Here is an 18,440-nt window from a genome sequence, read left to right as displayed (position 1 = left end):
CTAAGCAATGTTCCGTAATGCGGGGTAAACGGCCCCGACTTTCAAGCGTCAGGCGCGGATGGTGACCGGCCGGCGCAGGAAGGCCGGAATGTCGTCGCCGAAGCCACGAACGCCCTGGCGCTGAGGCTCGTCCTTGGCGGCCTTGCGGTCGCCGCGACGGTCGGATTGCAGCAGATGAGGCTCGCGATCCGCGCGCGGCGCGCGCGGCGTCTCGATGGCTTCGACCGTTTCGACGGCCTCGACCATGATAGGAGCGGGCGCTGCGACCTCGGCCGGGGCTTCCGGGCGAGCCTTGCGACGGCTGCGGCTGCGGGGCGCTTCGGTCGCCGGGGCCTCGGGCGCTGCAACGGCGACGACTTCTGCAGTTTCAGTCGAAGGCGTGTTGCTGCGCGACCGGCTCCGGCTGGGACGCTCGCCCGAGCGTTCACGACCGCCCGAACGCTTGTCGTCCCGGCGCGGGCCGTCCTTGATCGCGTCGAAGTCGATGTCGTCGAGAACCAGCTCCTGCGGATCCATCTTGATCAACTTCAGCACCTTATCCAGCGACTTGTCGTCGGCTGGGGTGACGATCATGAAGGCCTGGCCCAGCTTGCCCGCGCGGCCGGTGCGGCCGATGCGGTGGACGTAGTCGTCGGCGTGGTGAGAGACGTCGTAGTTGAAGACGTGGCTGACGTCCGGGATGTCCAGACCGCGCGCGGCGACGTCGGAGGCCACCAGGATCTTCAGCGCGCCCGAACGGAAGTCCGCCAGGGTCTTCATCCGGTGCGACTGGTCCAGGTCGCCGTGGATCGGCGCGGCGTCGAAGCCGTGCTGCTTCAGCGACTTGGCGACGATGTCGACTTCCGATTTGCGGTTGCAGAAGACGATGCCGTTGCGCACGTCCTCACGGCCGACCAGGGCGCGCAGGGCGGTGCGCTTGGCCTTGGGGTCCGAGGTCGGAATGCGGACGACGTACTGGGTGATGGTGTCGGCGGTCATCGCCGGACGCGAGGCCTCGATCCGGGTCGGATCCTTGAGGAAGGCGGTCGTCAGGCGGGTGATCTCGGGCGGCATGGTGGCCGAGAAGAACAAGGTCTGGCGACGCGGCGGCGTCAGTTTGAAGATGCGCTCGATGTCGGGGATGAAGCCCATGTCGAGCATGCGGTCGGCCTCGTCCACGACCATGATCTCGACGCCGGTCAGCAGCATCTTGCCGCGTTCGAACAGGTCGAGCAGCCGGCCCGGTGTGGCGATCAGGACATCGACGCCCTTGTTCAGCGCCGCGACCTGGTCGCCCATGGAGACGCCGCCGATCAGCAGGACCCAGCTCAGCTTGGTGCCCTTGGCGTATTTGGCGAAGCTTTCGGCGACCTGGTCGGCCAGTTCACGGGTCGGGGCCAGGACGATGGCGCGCGGCATGCGGGCGCGGGCGCGGCCGGAGGCCAGGCGTTCGACCAGGGGCAGGGTGAAGGCGGCCGTCTTGCCGGTGCCGGTCTGGGCGATGCCCAGCACGTCGCGGCCGGCGAGGGCGACAGGGATCGCCTGTTCCTGAATGGGGGTGGCGGTCGTGTAGCCGGTGTCGGCGACGGCCTGCAGGGTCGTGGGCGAGAGGCCCAGTTGGGAAAATTCGGTCATGAATCCTTGGGGTGGAAAGCGTCTGCGTGCATAGCAGCAACGGAACCGCCCCTCTTTGGGCGAGCGGGCGGCGCGGATCGCAGACCTGTCCCGAGGCTGGTGGCGATATAGAAGCCCCTGCGTCAAAGTCAAGTATTTCCGATATGCGCGGCGCCCGGCCGGCGCGGAATAAATTCCCATGGCCAAGCTGGGACTCCGCTTGACTCCTCACCCGGTGGAGGCGGCATATAAGAGAACAAAAGGAGAACTATTGTGCGGTCCGGCCGCGATCTTGAAGCCCTTCGCCAGCATCTCAGAACCCTGGAGGCCGACGGCCATCCGGTCGACGACGCGCGTTTCGAGCTGGGTTGCGAGGCGGCGGATCGGCATGTCGGCGGGCTGGCGACCCATGCGCTGCACGAGATCTACGCCGCGACCACGCCCGATGCGACAGCGGCCCTGGGGTTCGCCCTGGGGCTGGTTCAGCGAGCGGCAGGAGATCGGCCTGTGGTGTGGGGCGTCCAGGCCATGGCGGGGCTGGAGACGGGACAGATCCATGGGCCAGGCCTGCGTGAACTTGGGCTGGATCCCGGGCGGATCGTGTTGGTGCGGGTCAAGGAGATGAAGGACCTGCTGGCGGCGGGCGAGGAGGCCCTGTCCTGCGGGGCCGTGGGGGCGGTGCTGCTGACGGCCTGGGGCGAAAGCAAGGTGCTGAGCCTGACCGCCACGCGGCGTCTGTCGATGGCGGCGGGGCAGGGACGAGCGACGGCGATCCTGACACGGTTGGCGGCCCAGCCCCAGCCCAGCGCGGCCGAGACCCGGTGGCGGGTCAGGGGGGCTTTGTCACGGGCGCTGGAGGCGGAGGCGCCCGGTCATCCGACCTATGCGGTCGAACTGTTGCGGCATCGGCTGGGCGCGCAGCCGAACGCCTGGATGATGGAGTGGGATCGTGAGCGCGGAGTCTTCGAACAGGGCGGGCGGAATGCCGAACATCAACAGTCGCAACGACCGGCGCTACCTGGCGGTCTGGTTTCCCCTGCTGCCGACGGATCGGCTGAGGCGGGCGGAGGGGCGCTCCGACGCTACGGCTGAGCCGGAGACCGTGCTGGTGGAGAAGGTGAAGGGGGCGCTGCGTCTGGCGGCGGCGAATGCGTTGGCGTTGGCGCTGGGTCTGTCGCCGGGCATGACCCTGGCCGACGCGCGGGCGCGGGCGCCGGACATCCGGGTGGTGGCGCACCGGCCCGAGGCGGATGCGGCCCTGTTGAAACGGGTGTTGCTGGATTTCGGGCGTTTCACCCCAATGGCGGCGACCGACGGGCCGGACGGGTTGGCGCTGGACGTAACGGGCTGCGCGCATCTGTTCGGGGGCGAAGACGGGCTGGTCCGGGCGGTCGCGGCGCGGGCGGGCGGTGTGGGGCTGGCGGTGCGTCTGGCCATGGCCGGCACGCCCGAGGCGGCGCGCGCCCTAGCCCGGTTCGGGCGTGGTGGAATCCACGAGGGCGATGGGCAGAGCCAGGCCTTACGCCGCCTGCCGGTCGCGGCGCTGGAGCTGTCGGACAAGGAGACCCAGGCCCTGTCGCGCGCGGGGCTGAAGACCCTGGCGCATCTGGCCGACCGCCCGACGGCCCCGATCGCCGCCCGGTTCGGCGCGGCGGCGGCGACGCGGCTGAACCGGGTGCTGGGGCGCGAGGACGCCCGCATTCGGCCTGAACGGCCGGTTCTGATCGTTTGCGTCGATCGCATTCTGATCGAGCCCATCACGGAGACGACCGACATCGAGGCGGTGATCGGCGACCTGCTGGTCGAGGCCATGGATCAGCTCGACCTGCGCGGTCAGGGCGGTCGGGCCTTTCAGGTCGGCTTCTTCCGTCTGGACGGCGAGGTGCGCCACATCACCGTCCGCACCGGACGGCCCAGCCGCGATGCAGCCGGGGTGCTGCGCCTGTTCCGCGAACGACTGGCGGCGCTGGCGCGGCCGTTGGAGCCGGGGTTCGGCTTCGACCAGTTACGCCTGTCCGTGCCGGTGGCGGATCGACTGGCCTCGCGCCAGCGCGGCTTCGAGCCCACTGCGCCGGGCGCGGAGGATCTGGGGCGGTTGGTCGATCGCCTGACCGCACGTCTGGGACCGGAGGCGGTCAGCCGGTTCGAGCCGGTAGCGTCACACCGGCCTGAGCGCGCCGTGCATTTGAGACCCGCGGCCCTGCCGCCTAGCGAAGACGACGGCTGGCCCGAACCCGACCCCGCCGACCCGCCTTTGCGGCCCTTGCAGATGTTCGATCCGCCCCAACCCGTTCTGGCGACGGCCGAGGTGCCCGACCATCCGCCGAACCGCTTCATCTGGCGGCGGGTCGATCACCGTCTGGTCCGGGTCGAAGGCCCCGAACGCATCGCGCCTGAATGGTGGCGCACCCTGAAACGCCCGCTGGAGCCGACGCGCGACTATTACCGGGTCGAAGACCAGGAGGGCCGTCGTTTCTGGCTGTTCCGCTCCGGCTTTTACGGCGAGGAGCCGGCGCCCCGCTGGTTCGTGCACGGGGTCTTCGCGTGACCGCCTATGCCGAGCTGGCGACGCGCAGCAACTTCTCCTTCCTGGAAGGGGCGTCGCATCCGAAACATCTGGTGCTCAGCGCCATACTGCGCGGCCACACCGGAATGGGTCTGGCGGACCGCAACACCCTGGCCGGGGTGGTGCGGGCATGGAGCGCGCTGAAGACCCTGCGCGAGGAGGGTTGGTCGCCGCCGGATAGAGTGCGCCAGGGCGGCGGACCCGGCGAGACGGTGCTGGTGGAGGATTCGTTTCCCGTCGATCTCGATCCGGAGCAGATCAAGGCGCGGGCCAAGGCCTTCAAGCTGATCCTGGGCGCGAGGCTGCGGTTCAACGACGGGACGCCGGACATCCTGGCCTACCCCGAGGACCGGCAGGGCTGGGGCCGCCTGTGCCGCCTGCTGACCCTGGGCAACAGCCGGGCGAAAAAGGGCCAGTGCGAGATCGGCTTGCGCGATCTGCTGCGCGCGCCCGAAGGCCTGCTGCTGATCGTCATGCCGCCCCGTCGGCTGGAGGGGCTGGAGGCCCTGCTACGTCAGGTGAATGATGCAGCACCGGGCGCCGTCTGGCTGGGCGCCGCCATGCAGAGGATGGGGGACGACCGCCGCCGTCTGGCGCGGCTGAAGACGCTGAGCGCGACGACAGGCACGCCGTTGCTGGGGGTCAACGACGTTCTCTATCACGACGCTGAACAGCGAGACCTCCAGGATGTCGTGACCTGTATTCGCGAGGGGGTGACACTGGAGGGGGCGGGTCGTTGCCTGGATCAGAACGCCGAACGTCATCTGAAGCCGCCCGCCGAAATGAGCCGTCTATTCGCCGACTCCCCCGAGGCGGTGGCCGAGACGCAGGATATGCTGGCGCGGGTGGCGTTCGATCTGGAGGATATCAAATACAACTATCCGGAAGAGCCGATTCCGCCAGGAAAAACGCCTCAGGGCTGGCTTGAGTATCTGGTTGAGCGGAACCTTGGAGAGAAATACCCCGACGGCGCCACAGACCATGTGCGAACGACGTTGGTGAAGGAGCTGACCTTCATCGGTGAGCGTGGATTGGCTCCTTATTTCCTGACGATCCACGACATCGTTCGGGTGGCGAGAGACAAGGGCATCCTGTGCCAGGGGCGGGGCTCCGCTGCGAATTCGGCCGTCTGCTACGTGCTGGGGATCACTTCGGTCGATCCGGGCAAGCACGACATGCTGTTCGAGCGCTTTCTATCGACCGCACGCGATGAACCGCCCGACATCGATGTCGATTTCGAACATGCACGACGTGAAGAGATCATTCAGGACATCTATACCCGCTACGGGCGCGACCGGGCTGGCATCGCCGCGACCGTGATCCGCTACAGGCCGCGCAGCGCCATTCGCGAAGTCGGTAAGGTCATGGGCTTAACTGACGATGTGACCGCACGCCTTGCCGGAAGCCAGTGGGGCAGTTTCAGTCAGGACATTCCCGACCGGCATCTGGAACAGGCGGGGCTGGATGTCGGTAATGCGACCGTGATCCGCGCCGTCGCCATGACGCGGCGGCTGCTGGAGTTCCCCCGGCACCTGTCCCAGCACGTTGGAGGCTTTGTCCTGACCCGGGACCGGCTGGACGAGATCGTGCCTATTGGCAATGCGGCCATGCCGGACCGAACCTTCATCGAATGGGACAAGGACGACATCGACGCCTTGGGGTTGATGAAGGTCGATGTGCTGGCTCTTGGCATGCTGACCTGCATCGGCAAGGCGTTCGACCTGATGCGTGAGCATGACCTGGGCGACCTGGAATTGGACACGGTTCCGGACGAGCGGCCGGAAGTCTATCAGATGCTGCAGGAAGGTCGGTCCATCGGCGTCTTCCAGGTGGAGAGCCGGGCGCAGATCAACATGCTACCGCGGCTGAAGCCAAAGATTTTCTACGATCTGGCCATTCAGGTCGCGATCGTCAGGCCCGGTCCGATCCAGGGCAATATGGTTCACCCCTATCTTCGCAGACGGATGGGCGTTGAGGAGCCTGTCTATCCCGAACCGGCGCCGCCAAATCCCAAGGACGAACTGAAGTCCATTCTGGAAAAGACCCTCGGGGTGCCGCTGTTTCAGGAGCAGGCGATGCGGATCGCCATGGAGGCGGCCAAATTTACGCCGGTTCAGGCCAGCGCACTTCGCAAGTCGATGGGGACGTTCAGGGGCGATGGCGACCTTGCCAAATATGAAACCCTCATGGTCGGCACCATGATCAAACGGGGCTACGACCCCGATTTCGCGCGCAACTGTTTCGAACAGATCAAGGGCTTCGGCTCGTATGGCTTTCCCGAGAGCCACGCGGTGTCGTTCGCCAAGCTGGTGTACATCTCGTCGTGGATCAAATGCCATCATCCGGCGGTGTTCGCCTGTGCGCTGCTGAACAGTCAGCCGATGGGGTTCTATGCGCCGGCGCAGCTGGTGCGGGATGCGCAGGAGAGCCCGCAGAAGGTCGAGGTGCGGGCGATCGATGTGAACCACAGCCTTTGGGACAACACCCTCGAATCGACTGAGCGGGGCAGGGAGTATCCGGCCCTGCGGCTTGGGATGCGCCAGATCGACGGGTTCAAACAGGCCTGGGCGGACCGGATTGTCGAGGCGCGTGATGCGCCTTTTGTCGACGTCGAAGAGATGGCGCGGCGGACGGGGCTGGAGGCGGCGGCGATGCGGAAGCTGGCGGATGCGGATGCGTTCCGGTCGATCGGGCTGGACCGGCGCGAGGGGCTGTGGGCGGTCAGACGATTGCCGGACGATGAGCCTCTGCCGCTGTTCCAGGCCGCGCGGGCGCGGGAGCTGGGCGTCGAGGCGGCGGCGAACCTGCCGCTGATGCCGCTGAAGGAGCATATCGCCACCGACTATCAGACGACGCGCCTGTCGCTGAAGGGGCATCCGATGGGGATGTTGCGTTCGGTATTCCGGGCGGAGGGGGTGCTGAGCGCGGCAGAGGTCATGGCCCAGAAGCACGGGCGGCTGGTGCGCACGGCCGGGGTGGTGCTGGTGCGGCAAAGGCCTGGCACGGGCAACGCCATCTTCGTGACGATGGAAGACGAAACGGGGGTAGTGAACGCCCTGTTGTGGGCGCGGCTGTTCGAGACCTTCCGGCGCGAGGTGATGGCCGCGCGGCTGATGGAGGTGGAGGGCACAGTCGAGAAAAGCGTCGAGGGCGTGCTGCACATCATGGTGCGCAAGGTCGTGGACCGCTCGGCCGAGCTGAGCCGGTTGTCCGAGGACTATGACCTGCAGGTCGAGCTGTCGCGGGCGGATGCGGTGAAATATCCGCAAGGTCCACGCAGCCCGACCGGCCGGCATCCGCGCGACGTCCGCATTCTGCCGGGGTCGCGCGACTTTCACTGAGGCGGCATCAGCCGATGGCGGGGACCGTCACGGGCGACCGCTTGCGGGTGAGGAAGAGGACCAGCAACAGGCCGAGGCCCGAGGCGACCGCCCCGGCGATGGAGACGGTTGGATAGCCCAGGCCGCCGGCGATGACCGCCCCGCCCACAGCTGCGCCGATGGCGTTGCCCAGGTTGAAGGCGCCGATGTTCATGGCCGAGGCCAGGTTGGGCGCGTCGCCGGCGGCGGCCATGACGCGCACTTGCAGCGGCGGCACCAGGGCGAAGCTAGCGATGCCCCACAGTAAGACCAGGATCGAGGTGGGAACCGCGAAGGGCATGGCGAAGGCGAAGGCGATCAGGATGGCCGACAGCGAGGCCAGAGTGACGATCAGGGTGCGGTCGACCGATCTGTCCGCGAACTTGCCGCCCAGCCAGTTGCCCAGGGTCAGACCCAGGCCATAGGTGACGAGCATGGCGGTGACGAAGCCGAGCGAGGCGTGGGTCTGCTCGCGCAGGATCGGAGCGATATAGGTGAAGACGGTGAACATGGCGCTGGAGCCGATCACCGTCAGGGCCAGGGCCGCGAGCACCGGGCCGCGACCCAGGACGCGCAGTTCGGCGGCGATATTCCCGCCGGTCGGGGCCGGCAGGGTGGGCAGGGTCAGACGCAGGGCGGCCATGACCCCCACGCCGATGGCGGCGATGCCCCAGAAGCTGGCCCGCCAGCCCAGGGCGTCTCCGGCCCAGGTCGCCAGGGGCACGCCGACGACGTTGGCGATGGTGAGGCCCATGAACATGGCGGCGACGGCGCCCGCCTGACGGTTCGGCGCCACCAGGCTGGCGGCGACGATCGAGCCGACGCCGAAGAAGGCCCCGTGGTTCAGCGAGGTGATGACCCGCGCGATCAGCAGCATCGAATAGTCGGTCGAGATCGCCGACAGCAGGTTGCCGACGGTGAAGATGGCGGCGAGGCTGATCAGCAACGTTCGACGCGGCACCCGTCCAGTGGTCAGGGTCATCAGGGGCGCGCCCAGCATGACGCCCAGGGCATAGGCGCTGATCAGCAGGCCGGCTGTGGGAATGGAGACGCCCAAGTCCGTGGCGATGATGGGTAGCAGGCCCATCGGCGCGAACTCGGTCACGCCGATGCCGAAGGCGCCGGCCGCGAGGGCCAGAAGGGGAGGGTTGAGTTTCATTTTGGGGAGGGCGCTTTCGAGGCTCAGACCAGCGGCGGGTTCAGTCGAGCGAACCCTTCCTGCTGGCGGTAAGGCGTGTGGGGATAGGGCGGCAGGACATCGCTGGCGGCGTCTAAAGCGGCGATCTGATCGGGCGTCAGGCTCCAGCCGACGGCGCCCAGGTTCTGGCGCAACTGTTCCTCGTTGCGGGCGCCGATGATGACCGAGGCGACGGTCGGGCGTTGCAGCAGCCAGTTGATGGCGATCTGGGGCACGGTCTTGCCGGTCTCGGCCGCGACGAGGTCGAGCGCATCGACGACGCGGTACAGGTGCTCGTCCTCGACGGGCGGGGCGAAGGCGGCGGTCTGGTGCAAACGGCTGCCCTCGGGAATCGGGGCATCGCGGCGGATCTTGCCGGTCAAACGGCCCCAGCCCAGCGGGCTCCACACCAGCGCGCCGACGCCCTGGTCGACGGCGAGCGGCATCAGGTCGGCCTCATAGGCGCGGCCGATCAGGGAGTAGTAGACCTGGTGGGCGATGAAGCGGGGGCGGGCGTCGCGCTCGGCTATGGCTTGCGCCTTCATCAGGGCCCAGCCGGGATAGTTGGAGACGCCGGTGTAGCGGACCTTGCCCGAGGTCACGAGCGTGTCGAGCGTCGCCAGCAGCTCATCCGATGGGGTCGAAGGGTCGAAGGCATGCAGTTGCAGCAGGTCGATATGGTCGGTGTCGAGGCGACGCAGGGCGTCGTCGACCGCGCGGATCAGTCGGCCGCGCGACACGCCCCATTCACCCGGGCCGTCGCCGGTGGGCAGGCCGGTCTTGGTCGAGATCAGCACCTGGTCGCGGCGGCCCTTGATGGCTTGACCCAGCACCTGCTCCGAGGCGCCGTCGGAATAGACGTCGGCGGTGTCGAACAGATTGACCCCGGCCTCCAGGCAGATGTCGATCAGGCGGCGCGCTTCGTTGACGTCGCTGTTGCCCCAGGCCCCGAACAGGGGGCCGGAGCCGCCGAAGGTGCCCGTGCCGAAGCTGAGGACCGGCACGCGCAGGCCCGATGCTCCAAGTTGACGATATTCCATGACTGTCCTCGTGACCGGGTCTGTGTTCGGAGGCACAGATGGACGCTGGCGTGCGACGGCGGTAGGCAGGTGTCAGGCCAAACATTTTTGATCTGGACGCAAAGATGCAGATGATCGGGGTGGATCGGGCGCGCGAGATGGAAGTCTTCGTCGCCGTGATCCAGAGTGGCAACTTTTCGGCCGCCGGGCGGGCGCTGGGTCTGACGCCCTCAGCTATCAGTCGAACCATCGACCGGATCGAGGCGCGGCTGGGCGTGCGGTTGATGTTGCGCACGACGCGGGTGCTGACCATGACGGCGGAAGGGCAGACCTATCTGGGCGCCGCGCGTCGCATTCTCGCCGATCTGGACGACGCCGAGCAGAGCATCGCCGACCAGGGGGCGCCGCGCGGGCGGGTGCGGGTCAGCGCGTCCTTGGCGCATGGTCGCCAGCATGTCGTGCCCCTGCTGGGCGAGTTCGTCGGCCGCTATCCCCACATTCTGATCGACATCAACCTGACCGATGTCGTGGTCGATGTGGCGGCGGGGCAGGCGGATGTGGCGATCCGGTTCGGGCCGCTGGCCGACAGTCCGCTGACGGCGCGACGGCTGGGCGAGACAGGGCGGACCATCGTCGCCTCGCCTGACTATCTGGCGCAACGGGGTGTGCCGCGCGTGCCGGAGGACCTGCACGATCACGACTGCCTGAACTTCAACTTTCGGCGTCAGGAGCCGATATGGCCGTTCCGTCGCGACGGCCGGGACTACGCCCTGACGGTGAGGGGGCCGGTCGAGGCCAATAACGGCGAGACCCTGACGCAGCTGGCGCTGGCCGGCGTGGGGGTGACGCGCGTGGGGCATTTCAGCGTGGGCGACGCCATCGCCGAGGGGCGGCTGGTCCCGCTGCTGGAGGATTTCAATCCGGGGGACCGCGAGCCGATCCATGCGGTCTTCGTCGGCGGCGCAAACATGCCGGCGCGGGTGCGGGTGTTCGTCGACTATCTGGCCGAACGGCTGCGTTGAGGCGACCTCAAACGAAAATCGCCGGACGGGTGAACCGTCCGGCGATCTGCAAGATCAGACGTGAGGTGCGATCAGCGCTTGCCGAAGATCATGTCGCCCAGCTTGGCGAAGAAGCCCTTTTCTTCGGGCTTGGAGGCTGTTGGTGCGGCGGCAGGCTTGGGGGCTTCGACCGGCTTGGAAGCCGGAGCAGCGGCCGTAGGTGCGGGTGCGGTCACCGGCTTGGGCGCGGCGACCGGTTCCGCGGGCTTGGGTGCAGCGGCAGCGGCGGCAGGCTTGGCGACCGGAGCGGCCTTGGGCGCTGCAGCCGGTTTCGGAGCGACGGCCTTGGGCGCGGCGGCTTTCGGAGCAGCAGCCTTAGGAGCAGCCTTTGGTGCAGCAGCTTTAGGTGCGGCCGTCTTGGCGACGGCGGCCTTGGGCGCAGCCTTCGGAGCGGCGACCGGAGCCTTGGCGGGCGGAGCGGCTTTCGGTTTGGCGGCGGCCTTGGGGGCTACGGCTTTGGCGGCGACGGGCTTGGGCGCCGCAGCCTTGGGTGTAACAGCCTTTGCCGCTGCCGGCTTGGACGCCGCAGCGGGCTTGGCGACGGCCTTCGGCGCAGCGGTTTTCGCGGCGGCGGGCTTCACGGCGCTCGACTTCGGCGCGGCTTTAGGCTTGGAAGCGGCGGTCGCCGGCTTTGGCGACGCTGGTTTAGACGTAGACGGTGACTTGGCCATGTATTCCCCGACCCCTCGGTTTGATAAAAACGCGGCGGCGACGGGCAGACAACGCCGGATCGCTACGATTCGCCATATTACCGGTGTTTGAGAAATGTCCGAGTCCGCTCTTCAGATAATCGCTCGCGGTCCCCGCGCCGCCGCAGAGGCCGCCGCAGAGGCCATCGACGCCGATCCCCGGTTGGAGGGCGCGACCTATTCCATCCTGGAAGAAGACGAGGACAAGGGCGTCTGGCGCATCGACGCCTTCCCCACGACCGATGACGAGGTCGAAGGGCTGAAGGCCGTACTGGCTGGTTATCCGGTGACGGTGCTGGTCGAGAAGCTGGCCGACGCCGACTGGCTGGCCATGTCACTGTCGGGCCTGCCGCCGGTCGAGGCCGGGCGGTTCTTCGTCTATGGCGCGCATGATCACGGCAAGGTGCCCGAAGGTCGGGTGACGCTGAAGATCGACGCGGGCGCTGCCTTCGGCACGGGTCACCATGGCACCACGGTCGGCTGCCTGGAGGCGTTCGACACTCTGCTGAAGACCGAGACCTTCGAGAAGGTGCTGGACGTCGGCTGCGGCACGGGCGTGCTGGCGATCGCGGCGGCCAAGACGGGCACGCCCATCGCCGTCGGCACCGACATCGACGAGCCGTCGGCGCGGATCGCCAACGAGAACGCCGAGATCAACGAGGCCAAATGCGACTTTTATTTCGCCGACGGTCTGAGCGATCCGCGCATCGCCCAGCACCTGCCGTACGATCTGGTGTTCGCCAACATCCTGGCCGCGCCCCTGGTCGAGCTGGCGCCCGAGATCGGCGCCGCGCTGAAGACCGGCGGGGTCGCCATCCTGTCGGGCCTGCTGCGCACGCAGGAGGAGCGGGTGCTGGAGGCCTATCTGCCGCTGGGCTTCGTGGTCGAACAGACCATCCATCACGACGCCTGGAGCGCGCTGCAACTGCGCAAGGGCTGAGAGACAAGGACGATCATGCGCCAGACCTTCGATGAAACGACCGATCCGTCCTTCGGGGCCAAGCACCTGCCGCTGTTGCGCGCCGAGATGGGCAAACAGGGGTTGGACGGTTTTCTGATCCCGCACGAGGACGAGCATCAGAACGAGTATCTGCCGGACGCCAACGAGCGGCTGGCCTGGGCGACGGGCTTCACCGGTTCGGCCGGGGCGGCGGTGGTGTTTCAGGACCGGGCCAGCATGTTCACCGACGGCCGCTATACGGTTCAGGTGAAGGTCCAGACCGATCCGGCGCTGTTGGATCGGCGCGACCTGAACGACGTGGCCGCCTATCTGGAGACAGCGAGCGCGGGTCAGGTGATCGGCTACGATCCGAAGCTGCACAGCCCGGACGCCTTGGTCGCCTTCAAGGCGGCGGCGCAGAAGGCGGGGGCGACGCTGAAGCCCGTGGACGCCAATCCGCTGGATCTGGCTTGGGGCGCGGATCGTCCGGCCCAGCCAACGGCGCCGGTCGTGCCGCATGAAGATGTCTATTCCGGCGAGAGCCACGCGGCGAAGCGGGCGCGGATTGGCAAGGCCGTGGCTGACGCCGGCGCCGACGCCGTGGTGCTGACGGCGCCGACGTCGATCGCCTGGCTGTTCAATGTGCGCGGCGGGGACGTGATCCGTTCGCCCCTGCCGATCGGTCAGGCCATACTGGCGGCGAACGGCAAGGCGCGGCTGTTCCTGGATCCGGCCAAGGTGACCAATGCGCTGCCCGGCTGGCTGGGCGACGACGTTCGGATCGAAGCGACCGAGCAGTTGGCGGACGCGCTGGACGGGCTGTCGGGTCAGAAGGTCATGATCGATCCATCGCTGTCCTCGGCCTGGTATTTCGACCGGCTGGAAAGCGCCGGGGCGACGGTGGTGCGGGCGATGGATCCCTGCGCCATTCCCCGCGCAGCCAAGAATGCGGTCGAGATCGAGGGCAGCCGCCAGGCGCATATCCGCGACGGCGCGGCGCTGAGCCGGTTCCTGCACTGGGTCGATACGGTGGTTCAGGAGACCCTGCCGAACGAGCGTGAGGTGGTCGAGGCGCTGGAGCGGTTCCGCGAGGAGACCGGGGCGCTGAAGGACCTGAGTTTCGACACCATCGCCGGGGCCGGGCCGAACGGGGCGCTGCCGCATTACAAGCCGGTCGGCGCCACGATCCGCAACGTCGAGAAGGTCTCGCTGCTGCTGGTGGACGGCGGGGGGCAGTATCTGGACGGCACGACCGACGTGACGCGCACCATGGCGGTGGGCGAACCGACGGCGGACCAGCGTCACAAGTTCACCCTGGTGCTGAAGGCCCATATCGCCATGGCGACCATTCGTTTCCCGGCGGGGACCAGCGGCATGGCCCTGGACGCCATCGCGCGGGCCCCGATGTGGGCGGCGGGGCTGGATTACGATCACGGCACCGGCCACGGGGTCGGCTCCTATCTGGGGGTCCACGAGGGGCCGCAGCGGATCGCCAAATGGGGCACGTCCCAGCCGCTGCTGGAGGGGATGATCCTGTCCAATGAGCCGGGCTATTACCGCGAGGGGCATTGGGGCATCCGCATCGAGACCCTGCAGGTGGTGACGCCGGCGGTGGTTCCGGAGGGCGGCGAGCGGCCGATGCACGGGTTCGAGCAACTGACCTTCGCGCCGCTGGACCGCAAGCTGATCGCCGTCGATCTGCTGACGCCGGACGAGCGGGCCTATGTCGACGCCTATCACGCCGAGACCCTGGCCAAGGTCGGGCCGCTGGTGGATGGCGAGGTGCGGACCTGGCTGGAAAGGGCCTGCGCGCCGCTTTAAGCCTCCGTTTCTGCTGACGGGTCTGTTTTTTCCGTCGGACAATGCCTTAGCTGGGTGACGGGGCAGGGCAGTTCGGCCAGGGCCGCTTTTGTGGCGTCGTAGCCGACGGCGACGGGACCGTCGTAGGTCTTCCAGTCGCGGATATCGCTGCCTGTGATCTGGGGCAGGACCAGGACGTCGGCGTCGGCGCGCGACTGGGACATTTCGGCGTCGGTGGTGATGGTGGCCGAGCGCATCAGGATCGAGACGATGGGCGGGCCGGCCTTCCAGGCGCCGGACAGGATCCATTTCCACCAGGACGGCGGGTTCTCCAGCGCCTGGGGATCGACGCCGCGCGTCTGGGACATGTCCACGCCGATGATCGGGCCGCTGTTCAGCTGGCGCATCACGCTGGTGGGGAAGTTCTTCAGCACGGCGCCGTCCACCAGCACCTGACCGTCGATCACCACGGGCGGCAGGACGCCGGGAATGGCGATGGAGGCCCGCATGGCGCGGCGCATCAGGCCGGTGCGGTGCGCCTCGATCCGGCCCGAGGTCAGGTTGGACGAGACGGCGAAGAACGGCAGGGCCAGATCCGCCAGGTCGATGTCGCCATAGGCCCGCTCAAGCAGGCCGGCGACCTTTCGCGCCCGTGACATGGCGATGATCGGCACCGCCAGGTCCGATAGCGGATCGGAATCGACGAAGGCGCGGCGGATTTCGAAGTCCAGCCGTTCGGAACTCCAGCCCAGGGCCGGACCGGCGGCGACGACCGCCCCCATGGACGATCCGCCGGCGAAGTCGATGGGCACCTTGGCCTCTTCCAGCGCCTTGATCGCGCCGATGTGGCAATAGGCGCGCGCGCCGCCGCCCGACAGCACCAGGCCGACGGACGTGCCGGTCACGACGCGGGCGATCCGCTCGGCGTCGCCGGCCAGGCCCTCGACGCAGTGGAACCACCGGTCGGGCTGGAGCGCATCCAGCCAGACGCGGGTGTTGGCCGGGTGATGCATCCGGGGGTCGCGCAGCAGGATCAGGTCGGTCAGCCGACGCCCGTCGCCGAAGCCCATGCGACGCGGCACGGCGGCAGGCGGCGCCAGAAGGCCGCTGCCGACGATGAACATCCGATCCACCTGGCGCGCACACAGATTGGCCCAGGCGGGCTGATCCTGTTCGGCGACATAGAGGACGTAGTCGTGGTCGCCCTCGACGCGGCTGAACCATTCGACGGCCGAGGTCAGGGCCGACTGGTCGATGACCTGGCAGGTGAAGCCCATGGCCTGGATGGCGGCGGCGATGCGCTCGACGAAGGCGCGGATCGGCCGGGGGCGGGCCGAGACGAAGCCGAAGACGCTCGGCTCCGACGCGCCGGCGGTGCGCTCGCGGGCGCGGTGGATCATCAGCCGCGACAGTTCCACCATCAGGTCCGGCTCGGTGCGTGCGGCCTCGAAGAATGCTTCGCGCGGAAGGGCCAGGATTTCGCTGTCGCGCAGGGCGACGACGGTGGCGGTATGGGGCGTGCCGGCCAGCATGGCCATCTCGCCCACCGGCTCGCCCGTCTTGACCACGCCCAGCATGTGCGGCGGCTGATCCGCGTCCAGCCGGAAGACGCCGAGACGGCCCGAGCGGACCAGATACAGGGTGTCGGCCGGGTCGCCTTGCGAGAACAGCGGCTCGCCGCCGGTCAGGGCGAACCAGCTGGCCTGGTCGATCATGCGACCTTCGAAAATGCGCGCGAGCGAGGTCGCCAGCGTGTCGGGACGAAGCGTGGCCATGATGGGGTTGTAGGCGAGATTCCAGCGCGGGTGAATTGGGTCGGTGCTGACAAGCGAAAGCGCCCTCGTGCCCCCACTGCGAAGTTCGGAGAAAAGGTGCTTTGCTCGGATGGACTGAGATGCGCTGGACGCAGCCTTGCCCTTGGGGAAGTCAGGGGTTACGGGTCCGCGCCTTGATCAACGATTCAGGGAGGGGTCGATGACCCTCGCACTTCTGTTTCCGGGACAGGGCAGCCAGGCCGTCGGCATGGGCGCGCAACTGGCCGATTCCTTCGCTTCCGCTCGCGACGTTTTCGCCGAGGTGGACGAAGCGCTGGGGCAGAAGCTGTCCGTGCTGATGCGCGAGGGGCCTGAAGACCAGTTGACCCTGACCGAGAACGCCCAGCCCGCCTTGATGGCGGTGTCGGTGGCGGCGATCCGGGCGCTGAAGGTCGAGTTCGGTTTCGATGTGACGACGGCGGCCTATGTCGCCGGTCACTCGCTGGGCGAATATTCGGCTCTGGCGGCGGCCGGGGCGATCTCGCTGTCGGATACGGCGCGGCTGCTGAAGCTGCGCGGTCAGGCCATGCAGCGCGCGGTGCCGGTGGGGCAGGGGGCGATGGCCTCGCTGATCGGTCCCAAGACGGATCTTGCTCTGGCCGAAGCGGCGGCGGCGGCGGGTTCGGAAATCGGCGTCTGCGTGGTCGCCAACGACAACAACAACGGCAATATCGTCATCTCGGGCGAGAAGGCGGCTGTGGACCGGGCCATCGAAAAGGCCAAGGAACTGGGCGCGCGGGCGATTCCGCTGAACGTCTCGGCGCCCTTCCACTGCCCGCTGATGCAGCCGGCGGCGGACGAGATGGCGGCGGCGTTGGCTTCGGCGACCATATTGGCGCCGGTCGTGCCCGTGGTGGCCAATGTGCTGGCGCGGCCGGAGCGCGATCCTGAAGTGATCCGCCGGCTGCTGGTCGAACAGGTCACCGGCCGGGTGCGCTGGCGCGAGAGCATGGAGTGGATGGCGGGCACTTCCGGTTCTGGCGGCGGCGTGACCCGCTTCGTCGAGGTCGGCTCGGGCAAGGTGCTGACCGGCATGGCCAAGCGGATCGCTCCGGACGCCGAGAGCCTGCCGCTGAATACGCCGGAAGAGCTGGAAGCGTTCGCGAAGGCGTCGTGATTTAGCCGCTCATCCCGGCGAAAGCCGGGACCCAGATCTATGGGCGATGAGCGTTTGGGTTTGCGCAGGAACGGTGATCCCGGCCATCCTGCGCATGAAAGCACTGGGTCCCGGCTTTCGCCGGGATGAGCGGAGAATTTGAATGTTCAATCTTGCAGGCAAGACCGCGCTGGTGACCGGCGCGACGGGCGGGATCGGCGGGGCCGTGGCGCGGGCGCTGCACGCCCAGGGCGCGACCGTGGTGCTGTCGGGCACGCGCGAGGCGGTGCTGGCGGATTTGGCCAAGGAGCTGGGGGAGAGGGCGCATTTCGCCACGGCGAACCTGTCGGACCCCGAGTCGGTCGATAATCTGGTGAATGCGGCCGAGACGGCGGCGGGGGCGCCGCTGGATATTCTGGTGGCCAACGCCGGCATCACCAAGGACGGCCTGTTGATGCGGATGAAGGACGAGGACTTCCAGTCGGTCATCCAGATCAATCTGGAGAGCTATTTCCGCCTGACCCGCGCGGCGGTGAAGGGGATGATGAAGCGCCGGTCGGGGCGAATCATCGGCGTGACCTCTGTCGTCGGCGTGACCGGCAATCCAGGCCAGACCAATTATTCGGCGTCCAAGGCCGGCATGATCGGCTTTTCCAAGTCGCTGGCCCAGGAGGTCGGGTCGCGCGGCATCACCGTCAACTGCATCGCGCCGGGCTTCATCGCCTCGCCGATGACCGACGTGCTGAACGACCAGCAGCGCGAGACCATCCTGGGCCGTATCCCGGCCGGCCGACTGGGCACAGGCGACGAGATCGCCGCCGCCGCCGTCTATCTGTCGTCGAACGAAGCCGCCTATGTGACGGGCCAGACCCTGCATGTGAACGGCGGCATGGCGATGATTTAAGGTCGGCTGCCGTCATCACGACGCGCAACAGACTATTTCCAGCCCAAAAGCCTGTGCTAAAGGGTTGAATGCATCGGCGGTTCGGGCTTTCGGGCTTGCGTCGCCTTCGCTGCCGTGAGACGGCGATTTCCAGAGCTACCCCCGCCTCTACGGCGATTTCAAACAGGCAGAGAGACACTCATGTCCGACACCCTCGAGCGCGTTCGCAAGATCGTCATCGACCACCTGGACGCCGATCCGGACAAGGTCACGGAAAAGGCCAGCTTCATCGACGACCTGGGCGCCGACTCGCTCGACAACGTCGAGCTGGTGATGGCCTTCGAAGAAGAATTCGACATCGAGATCCCGGATGACGCCGCCGAGCACATCCAGACGGTCGGCGATGCGGTCAAGTTCATCGACGAAAAGTCGGCCGGCTGAGT

General features: G+C 67.7%; 14 protein-coding genes. 9 read left to right on the top strand and 5 right to left on the bottom strand.

The window, feature by feature from the left end; all coding sequences use genetic code 11:
- Positions 1–48 precede the first annotated feature (48 nt).
- Positions 49–1,614 (bottom strand): DEAD/DEAH box helicase, encoded by a 1,566-nt coding sequence (locus tag ACODSC_RS05995; RefSeq protein WP_488812721.1) that lies wholly within the window; start codon positions 1,612–1,614, stop codon positions 49–51.
- A gap of 252 nt (positions 1,615–1,866) precedes the next feature.
- Here ACODSC_RS05995 and ACODSC_RS05990 point away from each other — a divergent pair, with 252 nt between their 5' ends.
- The 3 genes from ACODSC_RS05990 to ACODSC_RS05980 are packed head-to-tail and all read left to right on the top strand — an operon-like array spanning position 1,867 to position 7,500.
- Entirely contained in the window at positions 1,867–2,685 is an 819-nt protein-coding gene (locus ACODSC_RS05990) for an ImuA family protein (protein WP_488812719.1), read from the top strand.
- Positions 2,576–4,141, top strand: coding sequence for a Y-family DNA polymerase (locus ACODSC_RS05985; RefSeq protein ID WP_488812717.1), 1,566 nt, complete (start codon positions 2,576–2,578; stop codon positions 4,139–4,141). The genes ACODSC_RS05990 and ACODSC_RS05985 overlap by 110 nt, the downstream gene beginning before the upstream one ends.
- Positions 4,138–7,500 (top strand): error-prone DNA polymerase, encoded by a 3,363-nt coding sequence (locus tag ACODSC_RS05980; RefSeq protein ID WP_488812715.1) that lies wholly within the window; start codon positions 4,138–4,140, stop codon positions 7,498–7,500. Before ACODSC_RS05985 ends, ACODSC_RS05980 begins: the two co-directional genes overlap by 4 nt.
- 7 nt (positions 7,501–7,507) lie before the next feature.
- Here the strand turns inward: ACODSC_RS05980 and ACODSC_RS05975 are convergent, their stop codons facing one another.
- Both ACODSC_RS05975 and ACODSC_RS05970 read right to left on the bottom strand, forming a co-directional pair.
- Positions 7,508–8,677, bottom strand: coding sequence for an MFS transporter (locus tag ACODSC_RS05975; RefSeq protein WP_488812713.1), 1,170 nt, complete (start codon positions 8,675–8,677; stop codon positions 7,508–7,510).
- A 23-nt stretch (positions 8,678–8,700) separates the two neighbouring features.
- Positions 8,701–9,735, bottom strand: coding sequence for an aldo/keto reductase (locus ACODSC_RS05970; RefSeq protein ID WP_488812711.1), 1,035 nt, complete (start codon positions 9,733–9,735; stop codon positions 8,701–8,703).
- A 104-nt stretch (positions 9,736–9,839) separates the two neighbouring features.
- On the opposite strand from ACODSC_RS05970, the gene ACODSC_RS05965 reads away from it, so the two are divergent.
- A complete protein-coding gene (locus ACODSC_RS05965; protein ID WP_488812709.1) occupies positions 9,840–10,736 on the top strand; it encodes a LysR family transcriptional regulator in 897 nt (298 codons plus the stop codon).
- 71 nt (positions 10,737–10,807) lie between these two features.
- On the opposite strand, the gene ACODSC_RS05960 is transcribed toward ACODSC_RS05965, so the two are convergent.
- Positions 10,808–11,356, bottom strand: a complete 549-nt coding sequence (locus ACODSC_RS05960) for a hypothetical protein (RefSeq protein ID WP_488812707.1) — start codon at positions 11,354–11,356, stop codon at positions 10,808–10,810.
- 184 nt (positions 11,357–11,540) lie between these two features.
- Here ACODSC_RS05960 and ACODSC_RS05955 point away from each other — a divergent pair, with 184 nt between their 5' ends.
- Together ACODSC_RS05955 and ACODSC_RS05950 are read left to right on the top strand one after the other, a co-directional pair.
- On the top strand, positions 11,541–12,404 hold the full coding sequence (locus ACODSC_RS05955; RefSeq protein ID WP_488812705.1) for a 50S ribosomal protein L11 methyltransferase: 864 nt from the start codon (positions 11,541–11,543) through the stop codon (positions 12,402–12,404).
- Between the two features lie 15 nt (positions 12,405–12,419).
- Positions 12,420–14,225, top strand: coding sequence for an aminopeptidase P family protein (locus tag ACODSC_RS05950; RefSeq protein ID WP_488812703.1), 1,806 nt, complete (start codon positions 12,420–12,422; stop codon positions 14,223–14,225).
- Here ACODSC_RS05950 and ACODSC_RS05945 read toward each other — a convergent pair.
- Entirely contained in the window at positions 14,222–15,979 is a 1,758-nt protein-coding gene (locus ACODSC_RS05945) for a patatin-like phospholipase family protein (RefSeq protein WP_488812701.1), read from the bottom strand. The two genes, ACODSC_RS05950 and ACODSC_RS05945, sit on opposite strands and share 4 nt — an antisense overlap.
- A gap of 199 nt (positions 15,980–16,178) precedes the next feature.
- On the opposite strand from ACODSC_RS05945, the gene fabD reads away from it, so the two are divergent.
- From fabD to ACODSC_RS05930, 3 genes are all read left to right on the top strand, one after another.
- Complete coding sequence (gene fabD, locus ACODSC_RS05940; protein ID WP_488812699.1) at positions 16,179–17,135, top strand: ACP S-malonyltransferase; 957 nt, start codon at positions 16,179–16,181, stop codon at positions 17,133–17,135.
- A gap of 142 nt (positions 17,136–17,277) precedes the next feature.
- Positions 17,278–18,018: a 3-oxoacyl-[acyl-carrier-protein] reductase gene (gene fabG, locus ACODSC_RS05935; RefSeq protein ID WP_488812697.1), complete on the top strand. Its 741-nt coding sequence runs from the start codon at positions 17,278–17,280 to the stop codon at positions 18,016–18,018.
- 180 nt (positions 18,019–18,198) lie between these two features.
- Positions 18,199–18,438: an acyl carrier protein gene (locus tag ACODSC_RS05930; RefSeq protein ID WP_008264317.1), complete on the top strand. Its 240-nt coding sequence runs from the start codon at positions 18,199–18,201 to the stop codon at positions 18,436–18,438.
- The last annotated feature ends 2 nt before the right edge of the window (positions 18,439–18,440 follow it).

Source organism: Brevundimonas sp. FG128, assembly GCF_057809775.1.
The sequence above is the reverse complement of the archived record's forward strand: the minus strand, read 5'-3'. Positions and strand labels throughout refer to the sequence as shown.

Coding starts and splice junctions, on each gene's coding strand:
- fabG (WP_488812697.1), top strand. CDS start 17,278: ATGTTCAATCTTGCAGGCAAGACCGCGCTGGTGACCGGCGCGACGGGC.
- fabD (WP_488812699.1), top strand. CDS start 16,179: ATGACCCTCGCACTTCTGTTTCCGGGACAGGGCAGCCAGGCCGTCGGC.
- ACODSC_RS05945 (WP_488812701.1), bottom strand. CDS start 15,979: ATGGCCACGCTTCGTCCCGACACGCTGGCGACCTCGCTCGCGCGCATT.
- ACODSC_RS05955 (WP_488812705.1), top strand. CDS start 11,541: ATGTCCGAGTCCGCTCTTCAGATAATCGCTCGCGGTCCCCGCGCCGCC.
- ACODSC_RS05930 (WP_008264317.1), top strand. CDS start 18,199: ATGTCCGACACCCTCGAGCGCGTTCGCAAGATCGTCATCGACCACCTG.
- ACODSC_RS05965 (WP_488812709.1), top strand. CDS start 9,840: ATGCAGATGATCGGGGTGGATCGGGCGCGCGAGATGGAAGTCTTCGTC.
- ACODSC_RS05950 (WP_488812703.1), top strand. CDS start 12,420: ATGCGCCAGACCTTCGATGAAACGACCGATCCGTCCTTCGGGGCCAAG.
- ACODSC_RS05970 (WP_488812711.1), bottom strand. CDS start 9,735: ATGGAATATCGTCAACTTGGAGCATCGGGCCTGCGCGTGCCGGTCCTC.
- ACODSC_RS05975 (WP_488812713.1), bottom strand. CDS start 8,677: ATGAAACTCAACCCTCCCCTTCTGGCCCTCGCGGCCGGCGCCTTCGGC.
- ACODSC_RS05995 (WP_488812721.1), bottom strand. CDS start 1,614: ATGACCGAATTTTCCCAACTGGGCCTCTCGCCCACGACCCTGCAGGCC.
- ACODSC_RS05985 (WP_488812717.1), top strand. CDS start 2,576: ATGCCGAACATCAACAGTCGCAACGACCGGCGCTACCTGGCGGTCTGG.